The sequence below is a fragment of the Actinomadura sp. 1N219 genome (genome assembly GCF_044326405.1).
GTDB lineage: Bacteria > Actinomycetota > Actinomycetes > Streptosporangiales > Streptosporangiaceae > Spirillospora.
In genome coordinates this window covers 389,431-406,267 of record NZ_JBIRAY010000004.1, presented here as the reverse complement: position 1 = coordinate 406,267, position 16,837 = coordinate 389,431, and the positions used below count along the sequence as shown (strand labels likewise).

14 protein-coding genes are annotated in these 16,837 nt (G+C 69.5%); 8 read left to right on the top strand and 6 right to left on the bottom strand.

Going from position 1 to position 16,837, the window contains the following annotated elements:
• Positions 1-690: 690 nt before the first annotated feature.
• From ACH35V_RS16700 to dnaA, 5 genes are all read right to left on the bottom strand, one after another.
• Positions 691-1,233 (bottom strand): DUF721 domain-containing protein, encoded by a 543-nt coding sequence (locus tag ACH35V_RS16700; protein WP_395973257.1) that lies wholly within the window; start codon positions 1,231-1,233, stop codon positions 691-693.
• A gap of 18 nt (positions 1,234-1,251) precedes the next feature.
• Positions 1,252-2,376, bottom strand: a complete 1,125-nt coding sequence (recF, locus tag ACH35V_RS16695) for a DNA replication/repair protein RecF (protein WP_395973256.1) — start codon at positions 2,374-2,376, stop codon at positions 1,252-1,254.
• 390 nt (positions 2,377-2,766) lie between these two features.
• The gene (gene gnd / locus ACH35V_RS16690; RefSeq protein WP_395973254.1) at positions 2,767-3,687 is read right to left on the bottom strand and encodes a phosphogluconate dehydrogenase (NAD(+)-dependent, decarboxylating); all 921 of its coding nucleotides are present in this window, start codon (positions 3,685-3,687) and stop codon (positions 2,767-2,769) included.
• 161 nt (positions 3,688-3,848) lie between these two features.
• Positions 3,849-4,991 (bottom strand): DNA polymerase III subunit beta, encoded by a 1,143-nt coding sequence (dnaN, locus tag ACH35V_RS16685; protein WP_395973252.1) that lies wholly within the window; start codon positions 4,989-4,991, stop codon positions 3,849-3,851.
• A 673-nt stretch (positions 4,992-5,664) separates the two neighbouring features.
• On the bottom strand, positions 5,665-8,046 hold the full coding sequence (gene dnaA / locus ACH35V_RS16680; RefSeq protein WP_395973250.1) for a chromosomal replication initiator protein DnaA: 2,382 nt from the start codon (positions 8,044-8,046) through the stop codon (positions 5,665-5,667).
• A gap of 714 nt (positions 8,047-8,760) precedes the next feature.
• Here dnaA and rpmH point away from each other — a divergent pair.
• From rpmH to ACH35V_RS16655, 5 genes are read left to right on the top strand one after another with little or no spacing between them, the layout of a single operon-like run.
• Positions 8,761-8,898 carry a 50S ribosomal protein L34 gene (gene rpmH, locus ACH35V_RS16675; protein WP_138650196.1) on the top strand — a complete coding sequence of 46 codons (138 nt, stop codon included), beginning with the start codon at positions 8,761-8,763 and terminating at the stop codon, positions 8,896-8,898.
• Positions 8,899-8,932: 34 nt separating this feature from the next.
• Positions 8,933-9,292: a ribonuclease P protein component gene (rnpA, locus tag ACH35V_RS16670; protein WP_395973431.1), complete on the top strand. Its 360-nt coding sequence runs from the start codon at positions 8,933-8,935 to the stop codon at positions 9,290-9,292.
• Positions 9,289-9,708, top strand: coding sequence for a membrane protein insertion efficiency factor YidD (gene yidD / locus ACH35V_RS16665; protein WP_395973247.1), 420 nt, complete (start codon positions 9,289-9,291; stop codon positions 9,706-9,708). Before rnpA ends, yidD begins: the two co-directional genes overlap by 4 nt.
• Positions 9,701-10,750 carry a membrane protein insertase YidC gene (gene yidC / locus ACH35V_RS16660; RefSeq protein ID WP_395973246.1) on the top strand — a complete coding sequence of 350 codons (1,050 nt, stop codon included), beginning with the start codon at positions 9,701-9,703 and terminating at the stop codon, positions 10,748-10,750. Before yidD ends, yidC begins: the two co-directional genes overlap by 8 nt.
• A 38-nt stretch (positions 10,751-10,788) precedes the next feature.
• Complete coding sequence (locus ACH35V_RS16655; RefSeq protein ID WP_395973244.1) at positions 10,789-11,277, top strand: protein jag; 489 nt, start codon at positions 10,789-10,791, stop codon at positions 11,275-11,277.
• A gap of 312 nt (positions 11,278-11,589) precedes the next feature.
• Here ACH35V_RS16655 and ACH35V_RS16650 read toward each other — a convergent pair whose 3' ends face one another.
• On the bottom strand, positions 11,590-12,054 hold the full coding sequence (locus tag ACH35V_RS16650; RefSeq protein WP_395973242.1) for a DUF6458 family protein: 465 nt from the start codon (positions 12,052-12,054) through the stop codon (positions 11,590-11,592).
• 318 nt (positions 12,055-12,372) lie between these two features.
• On the opposite strand from ACH35V_RS16650, the gene rsmG reads away from it, so the two are divergent.
• The 3 genes from rsmG to ACH35V_RS16635 all read left to right on the top strand — a co-directional run bounded on the left by rsmG (position 12,373) and on the right by ACH35V_RS16635 (position 15,280).
• A complete protein-coding gene (gene rsmG / locus ACH35V_RS16645) occupies positions 12,373-13,092 on the top strand; it encodes a 16S rRNA (guanine(527)-N(7))-methyltransferase RsmG (protein ID WP_395973240.1) in 720 nt (239 codons plus the stop codon).
• 284 nt (positions 13,093-13,376) lie between these two features.
• The gene (locus ACH35V_RS16640) at positions 13,377-14,255 is read left to right on the top strand and encodes a ParA family protein (protein ID WP_395973239.1); all 879 of its coding nucleotides are present in this window, start codon (positions 13,377-13,379) and stop codon (positions 14,253-14,255) included.
• Positions 14,252-15,280, top strand: a complete 1,029-nt coding sequence (locus tag ACH35V_RS16635; RefSeq protein ID WP_395973238.1) for a ParB/RepB/Spo0J family partition protein — start codon at positions 14,252-14,254, stop codon at positions 15,278-15,280. The genes ACH35V_RS16640 and ACH35V_RS16635 overlap by 4 nt, the downstream gene beginning before the upstream one ends.
• The last annotated feature ends 1,557 nt before the right edge of the window (positions 15,281-16,837 follow it).

Sequence of the window (16,837 nt, the reverse complement as noted above, 5' to 3'; positions counted from 1 at the left end):
CGAGGGAGGCACGGTGTGCCCCGTAACACACATGACAGGGCGCCCTTGTGCTCTGTTCAACGTTCGGTCAGAGCTTTGGGCACCCCTTGGCGGCGCAGCATCCTGAACCGATTTCATTCTACCGGGTCATGCGACAGAAAGTGGCACTGACGAGCGCTGTGTGCGCGTGTGGCGGCCGAGCGGGCCTGGAGATGCATCCCCCCACAGGACCGGGGGTGTTCTCTGGCCTACGTGGCGCTCGCTGCTGAACCCGTCACCCCCCATCCCGAACACATGTTCCCACCCGCCCCCGACACCCCACTCAACTTCCCACCCCACCACCAAGCCCCCGCGCGTCCCCCAAGCCAACCCCAAAGCCACGCCCGAAACCCCCCAAGAAAGCCCCTGAAACGCCCCACACACGTCCCCGCGACCACCCCCTCCCGCCTCTCACACTCCAGACCACACCCCGACACCGCACCGCGCCCGACACCGCACCGCGCCGCACCGCGCCCGACACCGCACCGCGCCGCACCGCGCCCGACACCGCACCGCGCCGCACCGCGCCCGACACCGCACCGCGCCGCACCGCGCCCGACACCGCACCGCACGACATCGCACCGCACCGCGCCCGACACGGCGCCGAGCCGCGCACGGAATCAGGCCGCGGCCGTCGCCGCCGCGTCGCGTCGCGTCGCGTACGGCGGGGCGTTAGCGGGTGCGCCAGGCGCCGGGGCGGCGGGGGGTGGAGGGGCCGACGACCTTTACCCGGCGGACGGTGCCGTGGCCGAGGTCCTCGTTCAGGCGCCGGACGAGGTTGGACGACAGCAGGCGAAGCTGCGTCGCCCAGGTCGTCGAGTCGGCGGCGACGGTGAGTTCGCCGTCCTCGAAGCGTTCCGGACGGGTGTGCTCGGCCAGTTCCGCGCCGACGATGCCGGCCCAGTTGCCGAACACGCCGCCCACGGCGGCTCTCTGCTCCCAGCCGCGGGAGGCCATCAGGTCGCGGATCGCCGCGCCGAACAGTTTGGGGTCGCCGCCGCGTCCGGGGTCCCTCACGCGGACGAGTCGTCCGGTCCCTTTGCGCTTGCCGTTCTGCCCGGGGATGGTGCCGCGCTTCACCGCGTCCGCCTTCGCCTGGGCGAGGGCCTCGCGGGCCAGTTCGATGCCCGACTTGGCCGGCGGGCCGTCGACGTCCGGCTCGGGGGACTCGGGGGACTCGGGGGAGTTGTGCACATCCTGTGGATCGTCGTTCATGCGCTCGCCCTTTCCCGGTCAGTCGCGGACGATCTGGCCGTCAGAGACGGTATACGAAGCCCCTGTCAGTTCGGCCGGGACATCGGCCGGGACGGCGGCCGTGATGAGCACCTGCTCGGCCACCGCGACCGTCTCCGCCAGCCTGCTGCGACGCCCCGTGTCGAGCTCGGCGAACACGTCGTCCAGGATCAGGACGGGGTCGTCGCCGTCCGCCCTGAGCAGGTCGAACGCGGCGAGCCTCAGCCCGAGCGCGAACGACCACGACTCGCCGTGGCTGGCGTAGCCGCGCGCTGGAAGCTCCCCCAGCCGCAGGACGAGTTCGTCCCGATGCGGTCCGACGAGGCTCACTCCCCGGTCCAGTTCCTGTTTGCGGGACTCGCCTACCGCCGCCAGCAACTGGTCGGCTAGTTGTCCACGGTCTGTGGACAACTCGACGTCCCCCAACGAGCTTTTGTAGTGCAGATCAGCCGCGTCGCTGGCCGGTGCGAGGGTCGCGTAGGCGTGGACGGCGAGGGGGCGGAGCGCCTCGACGAGGTCCAGTCGCGCGGCTAGCAGCTCGGATCCTGTGCGTGCCAGATGCGAGTCCCATACGTCCAGGGTCGCGAGAACCTCCTGGCTGGGTGAGCGCCTGTGCGCGGCCGCTGATTTCAGGAGGGCGTTGCGCTGCTTGAGGACGCGGTCGTAGTCGGAACGCACGCCGGCGAAGCGCGGAGCCCGTGCGGTCAGCAACTCGTCCATGAAACGCCTGCGCTCCCCCGGGTCGCCCTTCACGAGCGAAAGGTCCTCCGGGGCGAACAGCACCGTCCGCAGCATCCCCAGGATCTCGCGCGGCCTGGGGACGGGGGACCGGTTGAGCCGCGCCCGGTTGGCCTTCCCGGGGTTGATCTCGAGTTCGATCAGCGCCTTGCGGTCGTCCTTCACCAAGCCGGCCCGCACGATCGCACGCGGCGCGCCGTGCCGGACGAGCGGCGCGTCCGTCGCGGCCCGGTGACTGCCGTGCGAGGCGACGTAACCGATGGCTTCGACCAGGTTCGTCTTGCCTTGCCCGTTCGGGCCCACGAACGCCGTAACCCCCGGTTCGAGCGCGACCTCGGCGGCCGGATACGAACGGAAGTCCTGCAGGGAGAGGTGGGCGACGTGCACGAGAGACGAGCGTAGAGCCTCCGCCGCCGCTCCAAGCACGCGCCTGCCGACCCGCAGCGCGCCGCCAATGTCTGGGGCAGCGTTGCCGCGGCCGCGTCTTCGGAGGACCCGCCGATGCTGGACGTCGGCCAGGCGCCACAGCCGCGTCCACAGGCAGAGCCGCGTTGGCAGGTGTCGGGAGCGTTCGGTGTCAGGCGGGAGAGGTGCGGGCTTTGCTGGCGTTGGCGGCATTTGGGCACCTCCTTCGAGCGAAACGGGGTGGACGTGTGAGCGCCCCGCAGGATCGTCGTCTGCGGGGCGTTCTCGGTCCTCGCGTCCGACCACTTCAGGGTCGGGCATCGCGGAGGGAGGGCGGGGCCGAAAGCGAAACTGTGGATAACTCTCGAAGCCTCAGACGGCCGGGGGAGTCACGTCGGCGCCGGGGGAGTCGCCGTCGCCTACGGCCTCGACGGCGTGGCCGCCGAACTGGTTGCGGAGGGCGGCGACGACGCGCATGGCGGGCGAGTCCTCCTGGCGGGAGGCGAAGCGGGCGAAGAGGGACGCGCTGATCGCGGGCAGCGGGACGGCGTGCTCGACGGCTGCCTGGACCGTCCAGCGGCCCTCTCCGGAGTCGTTGGCGTAGCCGCGCAGGTCGTCCAGTTCCGGGTCGTCGGCGAGCGCCCTGTTCAGCAGGTCCAGCAGCCAGGACCGGATGACCGTGCCCTCCTGCCAGCTCAGGAACGTCTCCGGCACCTTGGTGACGAGGTCGCTGGCCTCGATGAGCTCGTAACCCTCGCCGAAGGCCTGCATCATCGCGTACTCGATGCCGTTGTGGACCATCTTCACGAAGTGCCCGGCGCCGACCTTGCCTGAGTGGACGAACCCGTACTCGCCCTCCGGCTTGAGCGTCTCGAAGATGGGCATCAGGCGCTTCACGTTGTCTTCGTCGCCGCCGACCATCAGCGCGTAACCGTTCTGCAAGCCCCACACGCCGCCGCTCACACCGCAGTCAATGAACCCGATGCCCTTGGCGGCGAGCTGCTCACCGTGCTTCAGGTCGTCCACATAGTGTGAATTACCGCCGTCGATGACGATGTCGCCTGCTTGAAGGACCTCGCCCAGCTTGTGGACAGTGTCCTCGGTGGCCTGGCCTGCGGGCACCATCACCCACACGGCGCGCGGCGGGGTGAGCCGTTCGATCAGTTCCTCGACGGAGCCGACGTCGCTGACGTCCGGATCGCGGTCATAGCCGACGATCGTGTGGCCGCCCCGGCGCAGCCGCTCGGCCATGTTGCCGCCCATCTTGCCCAGGCCGATGATCCCAAGCTCCATGCAAACTCCCCTGTGCGTAGATGTCCGTCCGTCCTTACGTGCGCGCGCCGGCGAGTGCGCCGTTCCGCGGCTGCCCGCGGTCCCGCGTTCCCCGCCGTGCATGCCCGGGGGTGAGCCTTTCATCCGATCCGACGGGCCCTGTGGACGAAAGGCTCACCGCCTCACCCGGACAGCCGGACGGGCATGATCAGGTAACGGTAGTTCGGGTTCTCGCCGTCCTGCGGGGGCTTGCCGGTGAGGACGGCCGGCTTCGTCGGGGTGGTGAAGGACAGCCGGGCGACGTCGGAACCGATCGCGGAGAGCCCGTCGAGGAGGAACGCGGGGTTGAAGGCGATGTCGATGTCCTCGCCCTCCAGGGACGCCTCCAGGGCCTCCACGGCCTGCGCCTCGTCCCCGGTCCCGGCCTCCAGGACGACCTCGCCCTGGCTGAACGAGAGCCGCACGGGGGTGTTGCGCTCGGCGACCAGGGAGACGCGCTTGACGGCCTCGATGAACGGGCCGGTCGGGATCTCGGCGAGGCCCGCGTACTCGCTGGGCAGCAGCGACCGGTACTTGACGAAGTCGCCGTCCAGGAGGCGGGACGTCGTCCGGCGGCCGCCGCCCTCGAAACCGATCATGCCTTCGCCGGTGCCGCCCGTCCCGCCGAGCGCGATCGACACCTCCGCGCCCGCCGTCAGCGACTTGGCGGTGTCGGCGAGCGTCCTGGCGGGGACGAGGGCGACGGCGGAGAAGTCCGGGCGCTCCGGCTTCCAGTGCAGTTCACGGACGGCCAGGCGGTAGCGGTCCGTGGACGCCAGCGTCACGGTTTCGCCCTCGATTTCCACACGGACGCCGGTCAGCATGGGGATCGTGTCGTCCTTGCCTGCAGCGATCGCCACCTGCCCGACTGCCGCGGCGAACTCGTCACTGCCCACGGACCCGGCGGCCGGGGGCATCTCCGGCAGGGTGGGGTAGTCCTCCACAGGCATGGTCAGAAGTGTGAATTTCGCGCTGCCGCAGCGGAGCATCACCTTCGCGCCGTCCGTCGTCACCTCCACAGGGTGGGGAGGGAGGCTGCGCGAGATCTCGGCGAGGAGCCGTCCGGACACCAGGGCCGTCCCCGCCTCCTCCACATCGATGTCCGTGGAGACCTGGGCGGAGACCTCGTAATCGAACGCGGACAGCTTCAGCCGGTCGCTGTTCTCCTCGCCTCCGGCGACGATGTGCATGCCCGCGAGCACCGGCACCGGGGGCCGGACGGGGAGCGTACGCGCGGTCCAGGCGACGGCGTCGGCCAGGGCGTCTCTGTCGATGCGGAACTTCAAGTGGACCCGCCTCCTGCAGGTGTCGGACAAGGGTGAGGTGATCCTGGCACGGCCGGGGCGCTCGGGTCGGGTTGTCCCCAGGCCCTGACTTGAGATGGATCTTTTCCTGAGTAGAGAAGTAGAGCAGTACCAGTAATAGGGGCGGTGGATAGTGTGGACAGACGGCGTCTTCCCAGGTGGGAGCGGGTTTCTTCGTCCACCGGTGCTGTGCATCGAAGGTGGACGGCGCGGCGCCGCCTGGGGACGGCGAAATCATCCCCACACGTCATCCTCATGTCATCCCCCGGTTTTCCACGAGTTCTCCACGGGTATGCCGACCGTTTCGGCGGCCTGTGTACACCGGACGAGTGACCGCCGGGTCGCCCGCGGGTCCGTCCCCAGGCTCTCCCCAGGTCCTCCCCAAGTCGTCCACTGGTTTTCCCCAGGACGCCGTGGGCTCGTGCACCGCGGATCCACATCCGTCCACTGCTCATCCTCAGGTTCTCCAACGGTTGCCCACCGGGTTATCCACGAAAATCCCCAGAGTTTTCCACAACTTGTGAGTAGCGACTCCGGTTCTCGGGCGAGACGTGCCTTTCGTCGCTTCCGTCCGGTCGGCGGGGTGTGGACGGGGACGGTGCGGGCCGTCCACAAGCGTCGCGCAGGTCTGTCCACAGTGTGCACAGGGCGCCGGTCAGCGCTTGCGGGCCTGGTGCTTGATGCGCCCGGTCAGCTCCGTGACCTGGTTGTAGATGGCGCGGCGCTCGGCCATCAGCGACCGGATCTTGCGTTCGGCGTGCATGACCGTGGTGTGGTCGCGTCCCCCGAACTGCTGGCCGATCTTGGGCAGGGACAGCTCCGTCAGCTCCCGGCACAGGTACATCGCGATCTGCCGGGCCGTGACGAGCATCCGGGAGCGGGACGGGCCGCACAGGTCCTCGATCGTCGTCCCGAAGTACTCCACGGTCTGCGCCATGATCATCGCGGCGGTGATCTCCGGGCCGGAGTCGTTCGGGATGAGGTCCTTCAGGACGATCTCGGCGAGCTTCATGTCCACCGACTGCCGGTTCAGGCTCGCGAACGCCGTGACCCGGATCAGCGCGCCCTCCAGCTCGCGGATGTTCGTCGCGATCTGCGAGGCGATGAACTCCAGCACGTCCGGCGGCGCGGCGAGGCCCTCCTGGCGCGCCTTCTTCTGCAGGATCGCGATCCGCGTCTCCAGCTCGGGCGGCTGGACGTCGGTCGTCAGCCCCCACTCGAACCGGTTGCGCAGCCGGTCCTCCAACGTGACCAACTCCTTGGGCGGACGGTCGCTGGAGATGACGATCTGCTTGCTGGCGTTGTGGAGCGTGTTGAACGTGTGGAAGAACTCCTCCTGCGTCTGCTCCTTGCCCTCAAGGAACTGGATGTCGTCGACGAGGAGGATGTCGACGTCGCGGTAGCGGCGGCGGAACCCGTCGGCCTTTCCGTCGCGAATCGAGTTGATGAAGTCGTTCGTGAACTCTTCCGAACTCACATAACGGACGCGCGCGCCATTGAAGAGGCTCTGCGCGTAATGCCCGATCGCATGGAGAAGGTGCGTCTTCCCTAGGCCGGAGTCGCCGTAGACGAACAACGGGTTGTACGCCTTGGCCGGCTGCTCGGCGACCGCTACTGCGGCTGCATGCGCGAACCTGTTGGACGAGCCGATGACGAACGTCTCGAAGGTGTACTTGGGGTTCAGGCGGGCGTGCTCGGACGCACCAGAACCTGTGTTGCCTCCCGGAGCCGGGGCCCCGCCCGGACCCCCGCCGGGGGCAAGGCCAGGGCCGTTAGGGGTGCCGCCGAGGCCGGGGCCGTTGGGGCTGCGGGAGTCTGGGGGCTCATCGTCGCGGAACACGCTTTTGCGGTATGGCTCCTCGCCGCGATACTGCTCGCCGCCTCCGCCGAACTGCTCGGCGACAGCACCTCCGCCGTACTGCTCGCTGCTCGCGGGTGCGCCACTGTACGGCTCGGCGCCTCCACCACCACCACCGCCGCCGTACTGGTCGCTGCCGCTACTCCCGTACTGCTCGCTGCTGCCTGCGCCGTACTGGTCGGTGCCAGTGCTGCCGTACTGCTCCGGCCCTCCGTACGACTGCTCACCGCCGGCGAACGATGGGTCTCCGCCCTTGAAGGTGTTCTCCGGGTGCCCGAGCGATGGCTCGTTCCCACCGTGCTGGGGTTCGCGCCCCTGCGGCTCTGCACGGCCGTCCGAACGCAGCGGGCCGAGCGTGCGGTCGTTCAGATGCGAGTGCGAGGGCCGTCCAGGAGGCTCTCCACTGAATCCCTCTGGCGCGCCGTGCCCGGGATAGCCTTGCGGGCCCCGTCCGTCGAAGGGACCTGGGCCACGTCCACCCGGACCCGGACCTGGGCCTGGGCCTGGCCCCTGCCCGCCTGGGCCGTAGGCGGATGGACGGGGAGCGGGCGGATAGTTGCCCCGCTCGTCGTCCGCAGCCTGTGGATAACCTCCGGGGGCGCCGGGGTTGTGGGTAACTCCCGACTGCGGCCGGTACCCCGGCTCGCTGTACGGCTGCTCTGAATACGGACGTTCTGATGGTTCGCCGTAGGGCTGCCCTGTGTGCGGACGCTCCCGGTCCCTTTCACGCTCGCGATCCCTGTCGCGGTCGTCATGCGGCCGGTCTGAGTAGGACTCGCCATAAGAAGGAGCGGGTTCGTGCATGCCGAGCCCTCCCCCCGGCGCTGGGATCGGCGCGCCCAGTGGGTCACCACCACCCGGCCTGGACGACGACGCACCGGGGCCTGGGCCAGGACCTGGCCCGCCGCCAGGCATGGCGGGCGGCTCCGGCTGGACGGTCACCGCGACACGGATCTCCCTGCCCAGCTCATGCGAAAGGGCCTGCGTGATGAGGTTGCGCAGCCGCGTCTCCAGCGCGTCCTTGGCGAACTCGTTCGGCGCGGCCAGCAGCGCCGTTCCCTCCACCAGTGCCAGCGGGCGGACCATCGGCAGCCAGGCGCGGTAGCTCGGAGACAGATCGCTCTCGGCCAGTGCGGTGAGGGTGCGGGCCCAGACTGATCCGAGATCCTGGCCGTCCATGCGCAAGGTCCCCTCCCCCTCCGTCCGACGGAGTACCTGACTGCCCCGGCTGTCCCACAGGACGCGATCGGCCCCACAGGGCACGGCCGCGACGCGGAAGACTTACTCTCTCACGAGTTGTCCACAGAGTTGTCCACATGCTGTGCATAGGCATGGAGCACCCTGTGTAAAACCCGTGACGCGGGTTCCTACGAGCGAGGTCGGGAAGCCTCCGGCCTGCACGCGGGCCGGTCCGGGTGTGGTTCTCGAACGGGGGTTATGAGGGGCAGAACACCGACATGGACCGTCGAATTCGTCGAAGTCGAAAGAGCGTCGGTTCGCCCGGACGACCCTAACCGCTGCGGCCCACACCCGCAACACGACCGGTCCGCCAACACGCCCCGTCCCGCCCGTCCCCCGGACGCGCCCCCGCGCTCCACCCCCCGGCCCCTCGCGCTCCGCTGGACCGAGCTCCCGCGCTCCTCCGCTGGACCGCGCCCCGCGCTCTGCTGGATCGGGCGTTCCGTCGGATCGGGCGCGGTCGATCGGTTTGACCCGGTGGGCGGGAGCCCGTAACGTGCTGAGGTCGAGTCGCATCGACGGAGATGACGCGTGCCCGCCGGCAGCCCCTCCAGGCAGGCTCGGGTGGGCCCCCGCTGCGGGGGACCGGACGCGCCCCTCGATGCGAGTTGCCGAGCCTTTGCAGACGAACCGACCGCAGCACTGGAGCCCCAAGTGAGCAAGCGTACTTTCCAGCCGAACAACCGTCGCCGCCACAAGAAGCACGGCTTCCGGCTGCGCATGCGCACCCGCGCCGGCCGCGCGATCCTGTCCAACCGGCGCGGCAAGGGCCGCACTCGCATCGCGGTCTGATCCACCGCTCACTGTGCTGCCGTCCGGAAACCGGATGCGGCGGCGGGACGACTTCACGTTGGCCGTCCGGCGCGGTCGCCGCGCCGGACGGCCGAATGTCGTGGTTCATCTGCTTCACCCGGACGAGTCGCCCGACCGGGCCGGCGGCGGGGCAGCCCCGCCGCTGGTCGGGTTCATCGTGGCGCGCACCGTGGGGAACGCGGTCGTCCGCAACACCGCGCGACGCCGCCTCCGCCATCTGATGCGCCCGCACCTGGACCGGCTCCCAGCGGGTAGCCTGCTCGTAGTGCGCGCCAACCCCTCGGCGGGGACGGCGCGTCCTGACGAACTGGCCGCGGATCTGGAGTCGGCGCTCGACCGGCTGCTGCGGCCCGCGTCCAAGGGGCGGAGATGAGGAGTCGGCAGGGGATGGCCTTCCCCCCGCATCACCCGGTGGGGCCCCCGGGCCCCGTCGCGACGCTGCTGATCCTTCTCGTCCGCGCCTACCGCCGCTTCTTGAGTCCCCTGCTCGGGCAGCAGTGCCGTTTCCAGCCCAGCTGCAGCGCGTACGGCCTGGAGTCGCTCCAGGTGCACGGGGCGCTGCGCGGCACATGGCTGACGGCCCGCCGGATCGCGCGGTGCCACCCCTTCCACCCCGGGGGTTACGACCCGGTGCCGCCGAAGAAGACGTCCGAGACGCGCTTCTCCGGGGGAACTGGGGGGACGTCCCGGACGTCCGCCCAGGAGCGATCCGCGGCGGCTTCTTCGAACTCCGGCCGCGAGGAGAGCGGCCCCGCCCTAGCAGAGCCCAAGGAGCTGCCCGGTGCTTGACTGGTTGTACGAGATCGTCGCTCAGCTCATCGTGTGGATCCACACGGGCCTGAGCACCGTCGTCCCCAAGGACAGTGGATGGGCCTGGGGCGGCTCGATCATCCTGCTTACCGTCCTGCTGCGCGTGATCCTCGTTCCCCTATTCGTGAAGCAGATCCACGCTTCGCGGAAGATGCAGGAACTGAACCCCAAGGTTCAGGCGCTGCGCAAGAAATACAAGAACGACAAGCAGCGCCTCAACCAGGAGGTCATGAAGCTCTACCAGGAGAACGGCGCCAACCCGCTCTCGGGCTGCCTCCCCCTCCTGGTGCAGATGCCGATCTTCATCGGCCTCTTCCAGACGCTGAAGAAGGTCTCGGACGCCAAGCCCGGCGAGAGCGTCTTCGCGATGTCGGCCGACCTGGTGGCGAGCGCCCAGCACGCCAGCATCTTCGGCGCCCACATCCCGGACACCTTCCTCAACGCCTGGGGCTCGGACCCCAAGAGCTGGACCGCCATCATCATCACCGGCATCGCCGTGGTGATCAGCTCCGTCACGACGTTCTTCACCGTCCGGGCCAGCATGAAGCGCCAGCCCGTCACCGACGACGCCAACCCGATGATGCAGGCGCAGAAGATGATGGTCTTCCTCGCGCCGCTGTTCGGCCTCTTCGGGCTCGGGTTCCCGCTCGGTGTCCTCATGTACTGGGTCACGTCCAACAGCTGGACGCTGGCGCAGCAGCACTACATCTACAAGAAGTACCCGCCGCCCAGTAAGGACGGCGAGCCCGCGCCGACCACGACCACCGGCAAGTCGGGCACCGCCAAGTCGGGCGCCAAGTCGGGCACCGCCAAGTCGGGCACGAAGGCCGGCGCCAAGAGCGGCGCGAAGAGCGGTGCGAAGGCCGCCGGCTCGAAGAACGGTCAGCCGTCGTCCGGCATGAAGGCCAAGCTCAGGAAGGAGCCGGAGCCGGAACCCGAGGTGGACGACAAGCCGAAGGTCGTCCGCAACCAGCCGACCCGCAAGTCGCGCAGCAAGCGCAGCGGTACCCAGAAGCGCTAGTTTGATCCCCGAGCACGTGCCGGAGAAGGAGAACCCCGTTGAGCCAGACCGACACCACTGATGAGGTCGACGTCCAGGCGCTCGAGCAGGAAGGCGAGATCGCCGCCGACTACATCGAGGGCCTGCTGGACATCGGTGACTACGACGGCGACATCGACATGGACGTCGAGGGCGAGCGCGCGATGGTCGCCGTCGTCGGCGGTGCCCTGGACGAGCTGGTCGGAAAGCGCGGCGAGGTCCTGGAGGCGCTGCAGGAGCTGACCCGCCTGGCCGTCCACCGGCAGACGGGCAACCGCACCCGGCTCATGCTCGACATCGGCGGCTACCGCGAACGCCGCCGCGCCGAGCTGACCAAGCTCGGCACCGATGTCGCGGACGAGGTCAAGCAGGCGGGCGAGCCGAAGCCGCTCGCCCCGATGACCCCTTTCGAGCGCAAGATCGTCCACGACGCGGTCGCCGCCGCGGGCCTGCGCAGCGAGTCCGAAGGCGAGGAGCCCGACCGCTACGTCGTCGTCTACCCCGCCTGACGACGTCCCGGGCGGCCTGATCGCCGGCAACCACCGCGCTCCAACGCCCACTCGCCCCACCCGGCCGATTCGCCCGCTCGAAGCCTCCCCTTGGCGGACGGCCCGAAGTTCGAGGGCTCACCCACCTGAACGGCCCCGGTGCTCCACCGCACCGGGGCCGTCCGCACATCAACCCCCACCCTCGCGCAAGGCGTGCCGCCACGTTCTTGGCGTCCCTGGTCGGGCCTGGTCGGGCCTGGTCGGCGCGAGGTCCTCGGCCGCCGGGTGTGCACCGCCGCCCAAAGCACACCGGGCGGGACCGGACCGTACGAATCAACGGGTCGTTCGACGCCACCTGCGCCTCTGCGGGACGGGCCGCGCGGTCGAATCGATGATGGACGGACTGTTCTCCTCCGCCGGATCCTGCGCGTGCGCCGGGTCCTGGGAGAACGCCGGGTCCTGGGCGACGTGGCCGCGCGGGGCTCCCTCGTCCGCCGGATGTTCGATCACACGTTCGACTCGTTCCGCTGGGCGGCCGACGGGCGCGGGATCCTCGATGATGTGCTCTTCGCGGACCACCGTGCCCGGCTCGTCGCCGTAGGCGGGGTCCGCACCGACGACGCGGCCGGTTCGGCGGCGCGGCCGCGTGTACTTCACGGTGAAACCCATGCTGATCAGCCCCACCAGGATGAGGATCCAGCCGACCAGGTGAATGTCAATGCCGCTGAGATCGACGCGGAGGGCAAACGCGAGGATCGCGCCCATGGCGATGAATGCGAGACTGACTCCGATTCCCATGTGTCGGGGCTCCCTTCCGGGGGACATCGGGCGACAAAGCGGGCCTCTACCCGACGAGCCCGAGTTATGCGGCGGGTCATGTGGTTCTCGCCATGACGCAAGGGTCGTCCAACCCCCGCGTCCGAACGCTATGCAGGGAAGTTGCACTGGGGCGTTTGCCTCGGTACGAGCCGCGAATATGCGCCGTGCCGGCATGTCGCGCGGCGGCGTTGCACCGGGACGACGTGTTGCGCAGGACCTTTCTCCCAGGTTGGGCTGGCCGGTTGGGTCAGCGTTGTGCGGGGGTGTTGTGCGGGAGCGTCGTGTTGGACGTTGCGCATGCACGGCTTCGTTGGTTTATGTGGAACGATTCGTCTGGTGGGGATTGGACGTGAGGTCGTCTTCGGTGACGCGCTGCCGGTCGCGGAGCGTTACGCGGCTTTTCTTGAGACGGCCGGGGTGGAGCGCGGGCTCATCGGTCCGCGCGAGGTCGATCGGCTCTGGGAACGCCATCTGATCAACTGCGCGGTGGTGTCGGAGGCGATTCCGGCGGACGCGCAGGTGGTGGACGTCGGATCCGGGGCGGGCCTGCCGGGTGTCGTGCTCGCGATCGTCCGGCCCGATCTGCGGATCGTCCTGCTGGAACCGCTGCTGCGACGCACCACGTTCCTGGACGAATGCGTCGAAATGCTCGACCTCGGCAACGTCGAGGTGCGGCGCGGACGGGCCGAGGACATGGTCGGAGAGATCGCGGTGGACGTGGCCACGGCACGCGCCGTCGCACCGCTCAAACGTCTTGTGACGTGGGCGCTTCCGCTGCTGCGCCCCGGCGGCGAACTGCTGGCGCTCAAGGGGGAACGGGCCGCGGCCGAGTTGGACGAGGCGGAGCCCGTCCTGAAGCGGCTCGGGGCGCGGAGCGCGGAACTGCTTCAGGTCGGGCGCGGTATGGTCGATTCTCCGACAACACTCGTCCGCGTGGTCGCAGGCCGGGGCGAGGCCGTCGGGCGACGACAGCGCGCACCCCGGCGTGCTAATGGGTCGAGGAAGAGGTCTTCATGAGCACGGGACCAGGGCTTGGCAGGCCTGACCGCGCCGACGAATCCCCCGACGAACAGCCGTCCGGCCTGGGCGGACCCGGTGTGGACTCCGCTCGGAGCGCGTCCTCCGCCGGGACGCGGGGGGAGGCGGACCCGGGCACCGCGCCAGGGACCGCGCCCTCCGGACACGCAATGTGGGGTACCACGACGTCCGGAACCGCGGAGAACGTCGGCTATGTACCGACGAACGCCGGCGCGCAGCCGCCGGGTCCGCGCAAGGGACCAACTCAGGGGGAGTCAGAACTCGTGCGCGAGGCGCTCAAGGACGCCAAGGTTTCACATGAAACAACGGCCACCGCGATCAAGCCGGTGCCGGGCCGCCGGGGCAAGGAGTGGCCGCGGCCCGACAGATGCCGCATCATCACCATCGCCAACCAGAAGGGCGGCGTGGGCAAGACCACCAGTTCGGTGAACCTTGCGGCGTCCCTCGCCATGCACGGCGCCCAGGTCCTCGTGGTCGACCTCGACCCCCAGGGCAACGCCTCCACCGCCCTCGGCGTCGAGCACCACGCGGAGATCCCCTCGATCTACGACGTGCTGATCGAGGACACGGCGCTCGCCGACATCGTCGTCCCGGCCGCCGAGATCCCCAACCTGTACTGCGCGCCCGCGACGCTCAACCTCGCCGGCGCCGAGATCGAGCTCGTCTCCAAGGTGGCGCGCGAATCGCGGCTGCGGCGGGCGCTGGACGCCTACGACACCGACAAGTACGACTACGTGCTGATCGACTGTCCGCCGTCCCTTGGCCTGCTCACCGTCAACGCCCTCGTCGGCGGGGACGAGCTGCTCATTCCCATCCAATGCGAGTACTACGCGCTGGAGGGCCTCGGGCAGCTGATCAGGACCGTCGACCTCGTCAAGGCGCACCTCAACCAGCAGCTGAAGGTGTCCACGATCCTGCTCACGATGTACGACGCCCGGACACGCCTAGCGGCGCAGGTGGCCGAGGACGTCCGGAACCACTTCGGCGACGTCGTCCTCAACACCGTCATCCCCCGCAGCGTCCGGGTCTCCGAAGCCCCGAGCTACGGGCAGTCCGTCATGACCTACGACCCAGGTTCAAGCGGCGCGCTCGCCTACAGCGAGGCCGCGTCCGAAATGGCCCACGGAGGAGCCGTCCAGTGAGCCAGCAGCGACGCGGCCTCGGCAAGGGACTCGGCGCCCTCATCCCCACCGCCCCGCCTCCGCCGACGCCCGCCGAACCGGGCAGCGCGGGTGAGCCGGGATTCCCAGGCGGGCCCGCGGTGGCTGGGACGTCCGGACCGTCCGGGACGACCGGACCGAACGGCACCGCCTCGCAGGATCCGGCGTTGGAGCCGATCGCGGGCGCGCATTTCGCCGAGCTTCCCGTCCGCTCCATCACCGCCAACCCGCGTCAGCCGCGCGACCACTTCGACGACGAGGCCCTGGAGGAACTCGCCGAGTCGATCCGCATCGTCGGGCTCCTGCAGCCGATCGTGGTGCGCAAGGCCTCGACAGGTGAGCACGACTATGAGCTGATCATGGGCGAGCGCCGGCTGCGGGCGTCCAGGCTGGCCGGGTTGGACGTCATCCCGGCGATCGTCCGCGACACCGGCGACAACGACCTGCTCCGTGACGCCCTCATGGAGAACCTCCACCGCCAGCAGCTCAACCCGCTGGAGGAGGCCGCCGCGTACCAGCAACTGCTGCAGGACTTCGGCGCCACGCACGAGCAACTCGCCGGACGCATCGGACGGTCGCGTCCGCACATCACCAACACGCTCCGTCTGCTGAACCTGCCGCCGGGCGTCCAACGCCGTGTCGCCGCGGGCGTCCTGTCGGCCGGGCACGCGCGCGCCCTCCTTTCGCTCGACAGCATCGAGGCCCAGGAGCACTTGGCCCAGCGAATCGTGCAGGAGGGCCTCTCCGTTCGCGCCCTTGAGGAACTCATCGCGATCCGCGAGGTCGACGAGCCAAAAGCTCCGCGTCAGGGACGCCGCAATAAACCCGTCGCCCCTGGACTCAAGGAACTGGCCGACCGCCTCTCCGACCGCTACGAGACCAAGGTCCGCGTCGACATGGGACGCAACAAGGGCAAGATCGTGGTCGAGTTCGCCACCCTGGAGGACCTGGACCGCATCATCAAATCCATGGCCCCCGATGAGGACAGCGGCCCCGGCGAAGCCTGACACCCTCGCCTCCTCCTGAGCGCCCCGGCAGCCCAAAACGGCTCCCCCGGGGCGCTTCGCTTCCCCGAAGCCAGATGTTTCCCGTGAAACATCCCCCCTCCGACGCCGTTCGGGCGCGCCTGCCATCGAAGCGGCGGCACGCAAATGCGCGCGGCCGGACGCCAAGCGGCTGGCCACCTGTCAGAGCACCCCGAGGATCAGCCAGCTTGTCTAGTCCCGGGCGATGCTTGACGGATGTTCCTGGTTTCATGGGGGCCTTGCGGGGCTCGGCCAACTCGATTGACCGCATCGCCATTTTGCTTCCAAGGGCATCGTGGGGCCGGGACTTCTCCCGATGCCTAGGTCGACCATGGCTGCGGCAGACCGCATCTCCCGGGAACGAGCGCCCGCCGCCGATAAGGTGCCCGTTCTCCCGGCTGACTCGCGCTCATATGTGCCGCCGGAGGTCACCATCTCGGTGCCGGCCGGGCCGGTCACCGGCCGCGGCGACGAAGCCGCGGCCCTGCGCACCCGCCTCGACTCAGACAGAACCCCGCGCCGCCACGCCGTCGAGTGCGGTACCAACCGTCCTACCGCGTCACCGGACGATCGCGATCCCGCTCCGACAGGCTTTGCGTCCGCCATCAAACCGCCGTGGAGATCGCCGTCGTCAACGAATGGCTCCACATCCTTCGGAACCGCCCTAGCCGCAGGGCACCAAGGCCGAGTCGGCCTTATGCCGACCACCGCGCGATGGCTCCCCGGCCGCTCCGCTCAGGCGTCCGGTACCCCGCGTCTGGGGCACCGCGTCTGGGGCACCGCGTCTGGGGCACCGCGTCTGGGGCACCGCGTCTGGGGCACCGCGTTCGGGCGACTTCCCTCGGTGCCGCGTGCGGGTGGTCGTTGCGGTGGGCACGCGCCGTGCGTAGCCATCACGGCCGCTCGTGGTTGGGCCCATGGGTGGTGCGCGATCCGAGCAAGGGACTGTGGGTGGTAGCTCCCCTCCGCTCATCTTGGGTTCGACCGATCCTCATGCGGCTCAACACGCGGCGGTTGGATGGTTGTTGCCGGGGCGCGGGCGCGGCGCCCCACGCCCCACTACCCCATCCTGCCTGGCCGCCTTCACCGAACCGCTCAGCAGGGAGCCCCACCGCCAGCAACGCACACTTCGCCGGAAGCACCTCCGTCGACCACCGTCCCGTTCAGGATCCTGGCAAGGCCCTCCACACCCCCGGCGCGGGCTGATCCACCACAGTGCTTTGCGATATCACCTACCGCCATTACAAACGCCGCACAGCAGTTGCATTGACGCTTGCTTGCGATCTCGCGGACAGTCCCCCTGCTTGTGTGTCTTCGTCGCCCAGAATCGGTTTCGCAGGCAGGGGTTCGTAGATGCCGCCGTGCGCTTGGGAGGGCAGCGGCTGCAGCGGTGTCGGAGAACTGACGCGGGCCTTCGTGCGGCGTCGGCCGCGAGTTCGTGTGAGGGTTTGCTGTGGAGTGCACCTACCTCCGCAGGCATGCCGCTCCAGCGTTCCGGCTGAGCCGCTCGTTGACGACCTCGGACCATTCCTGGCGGCG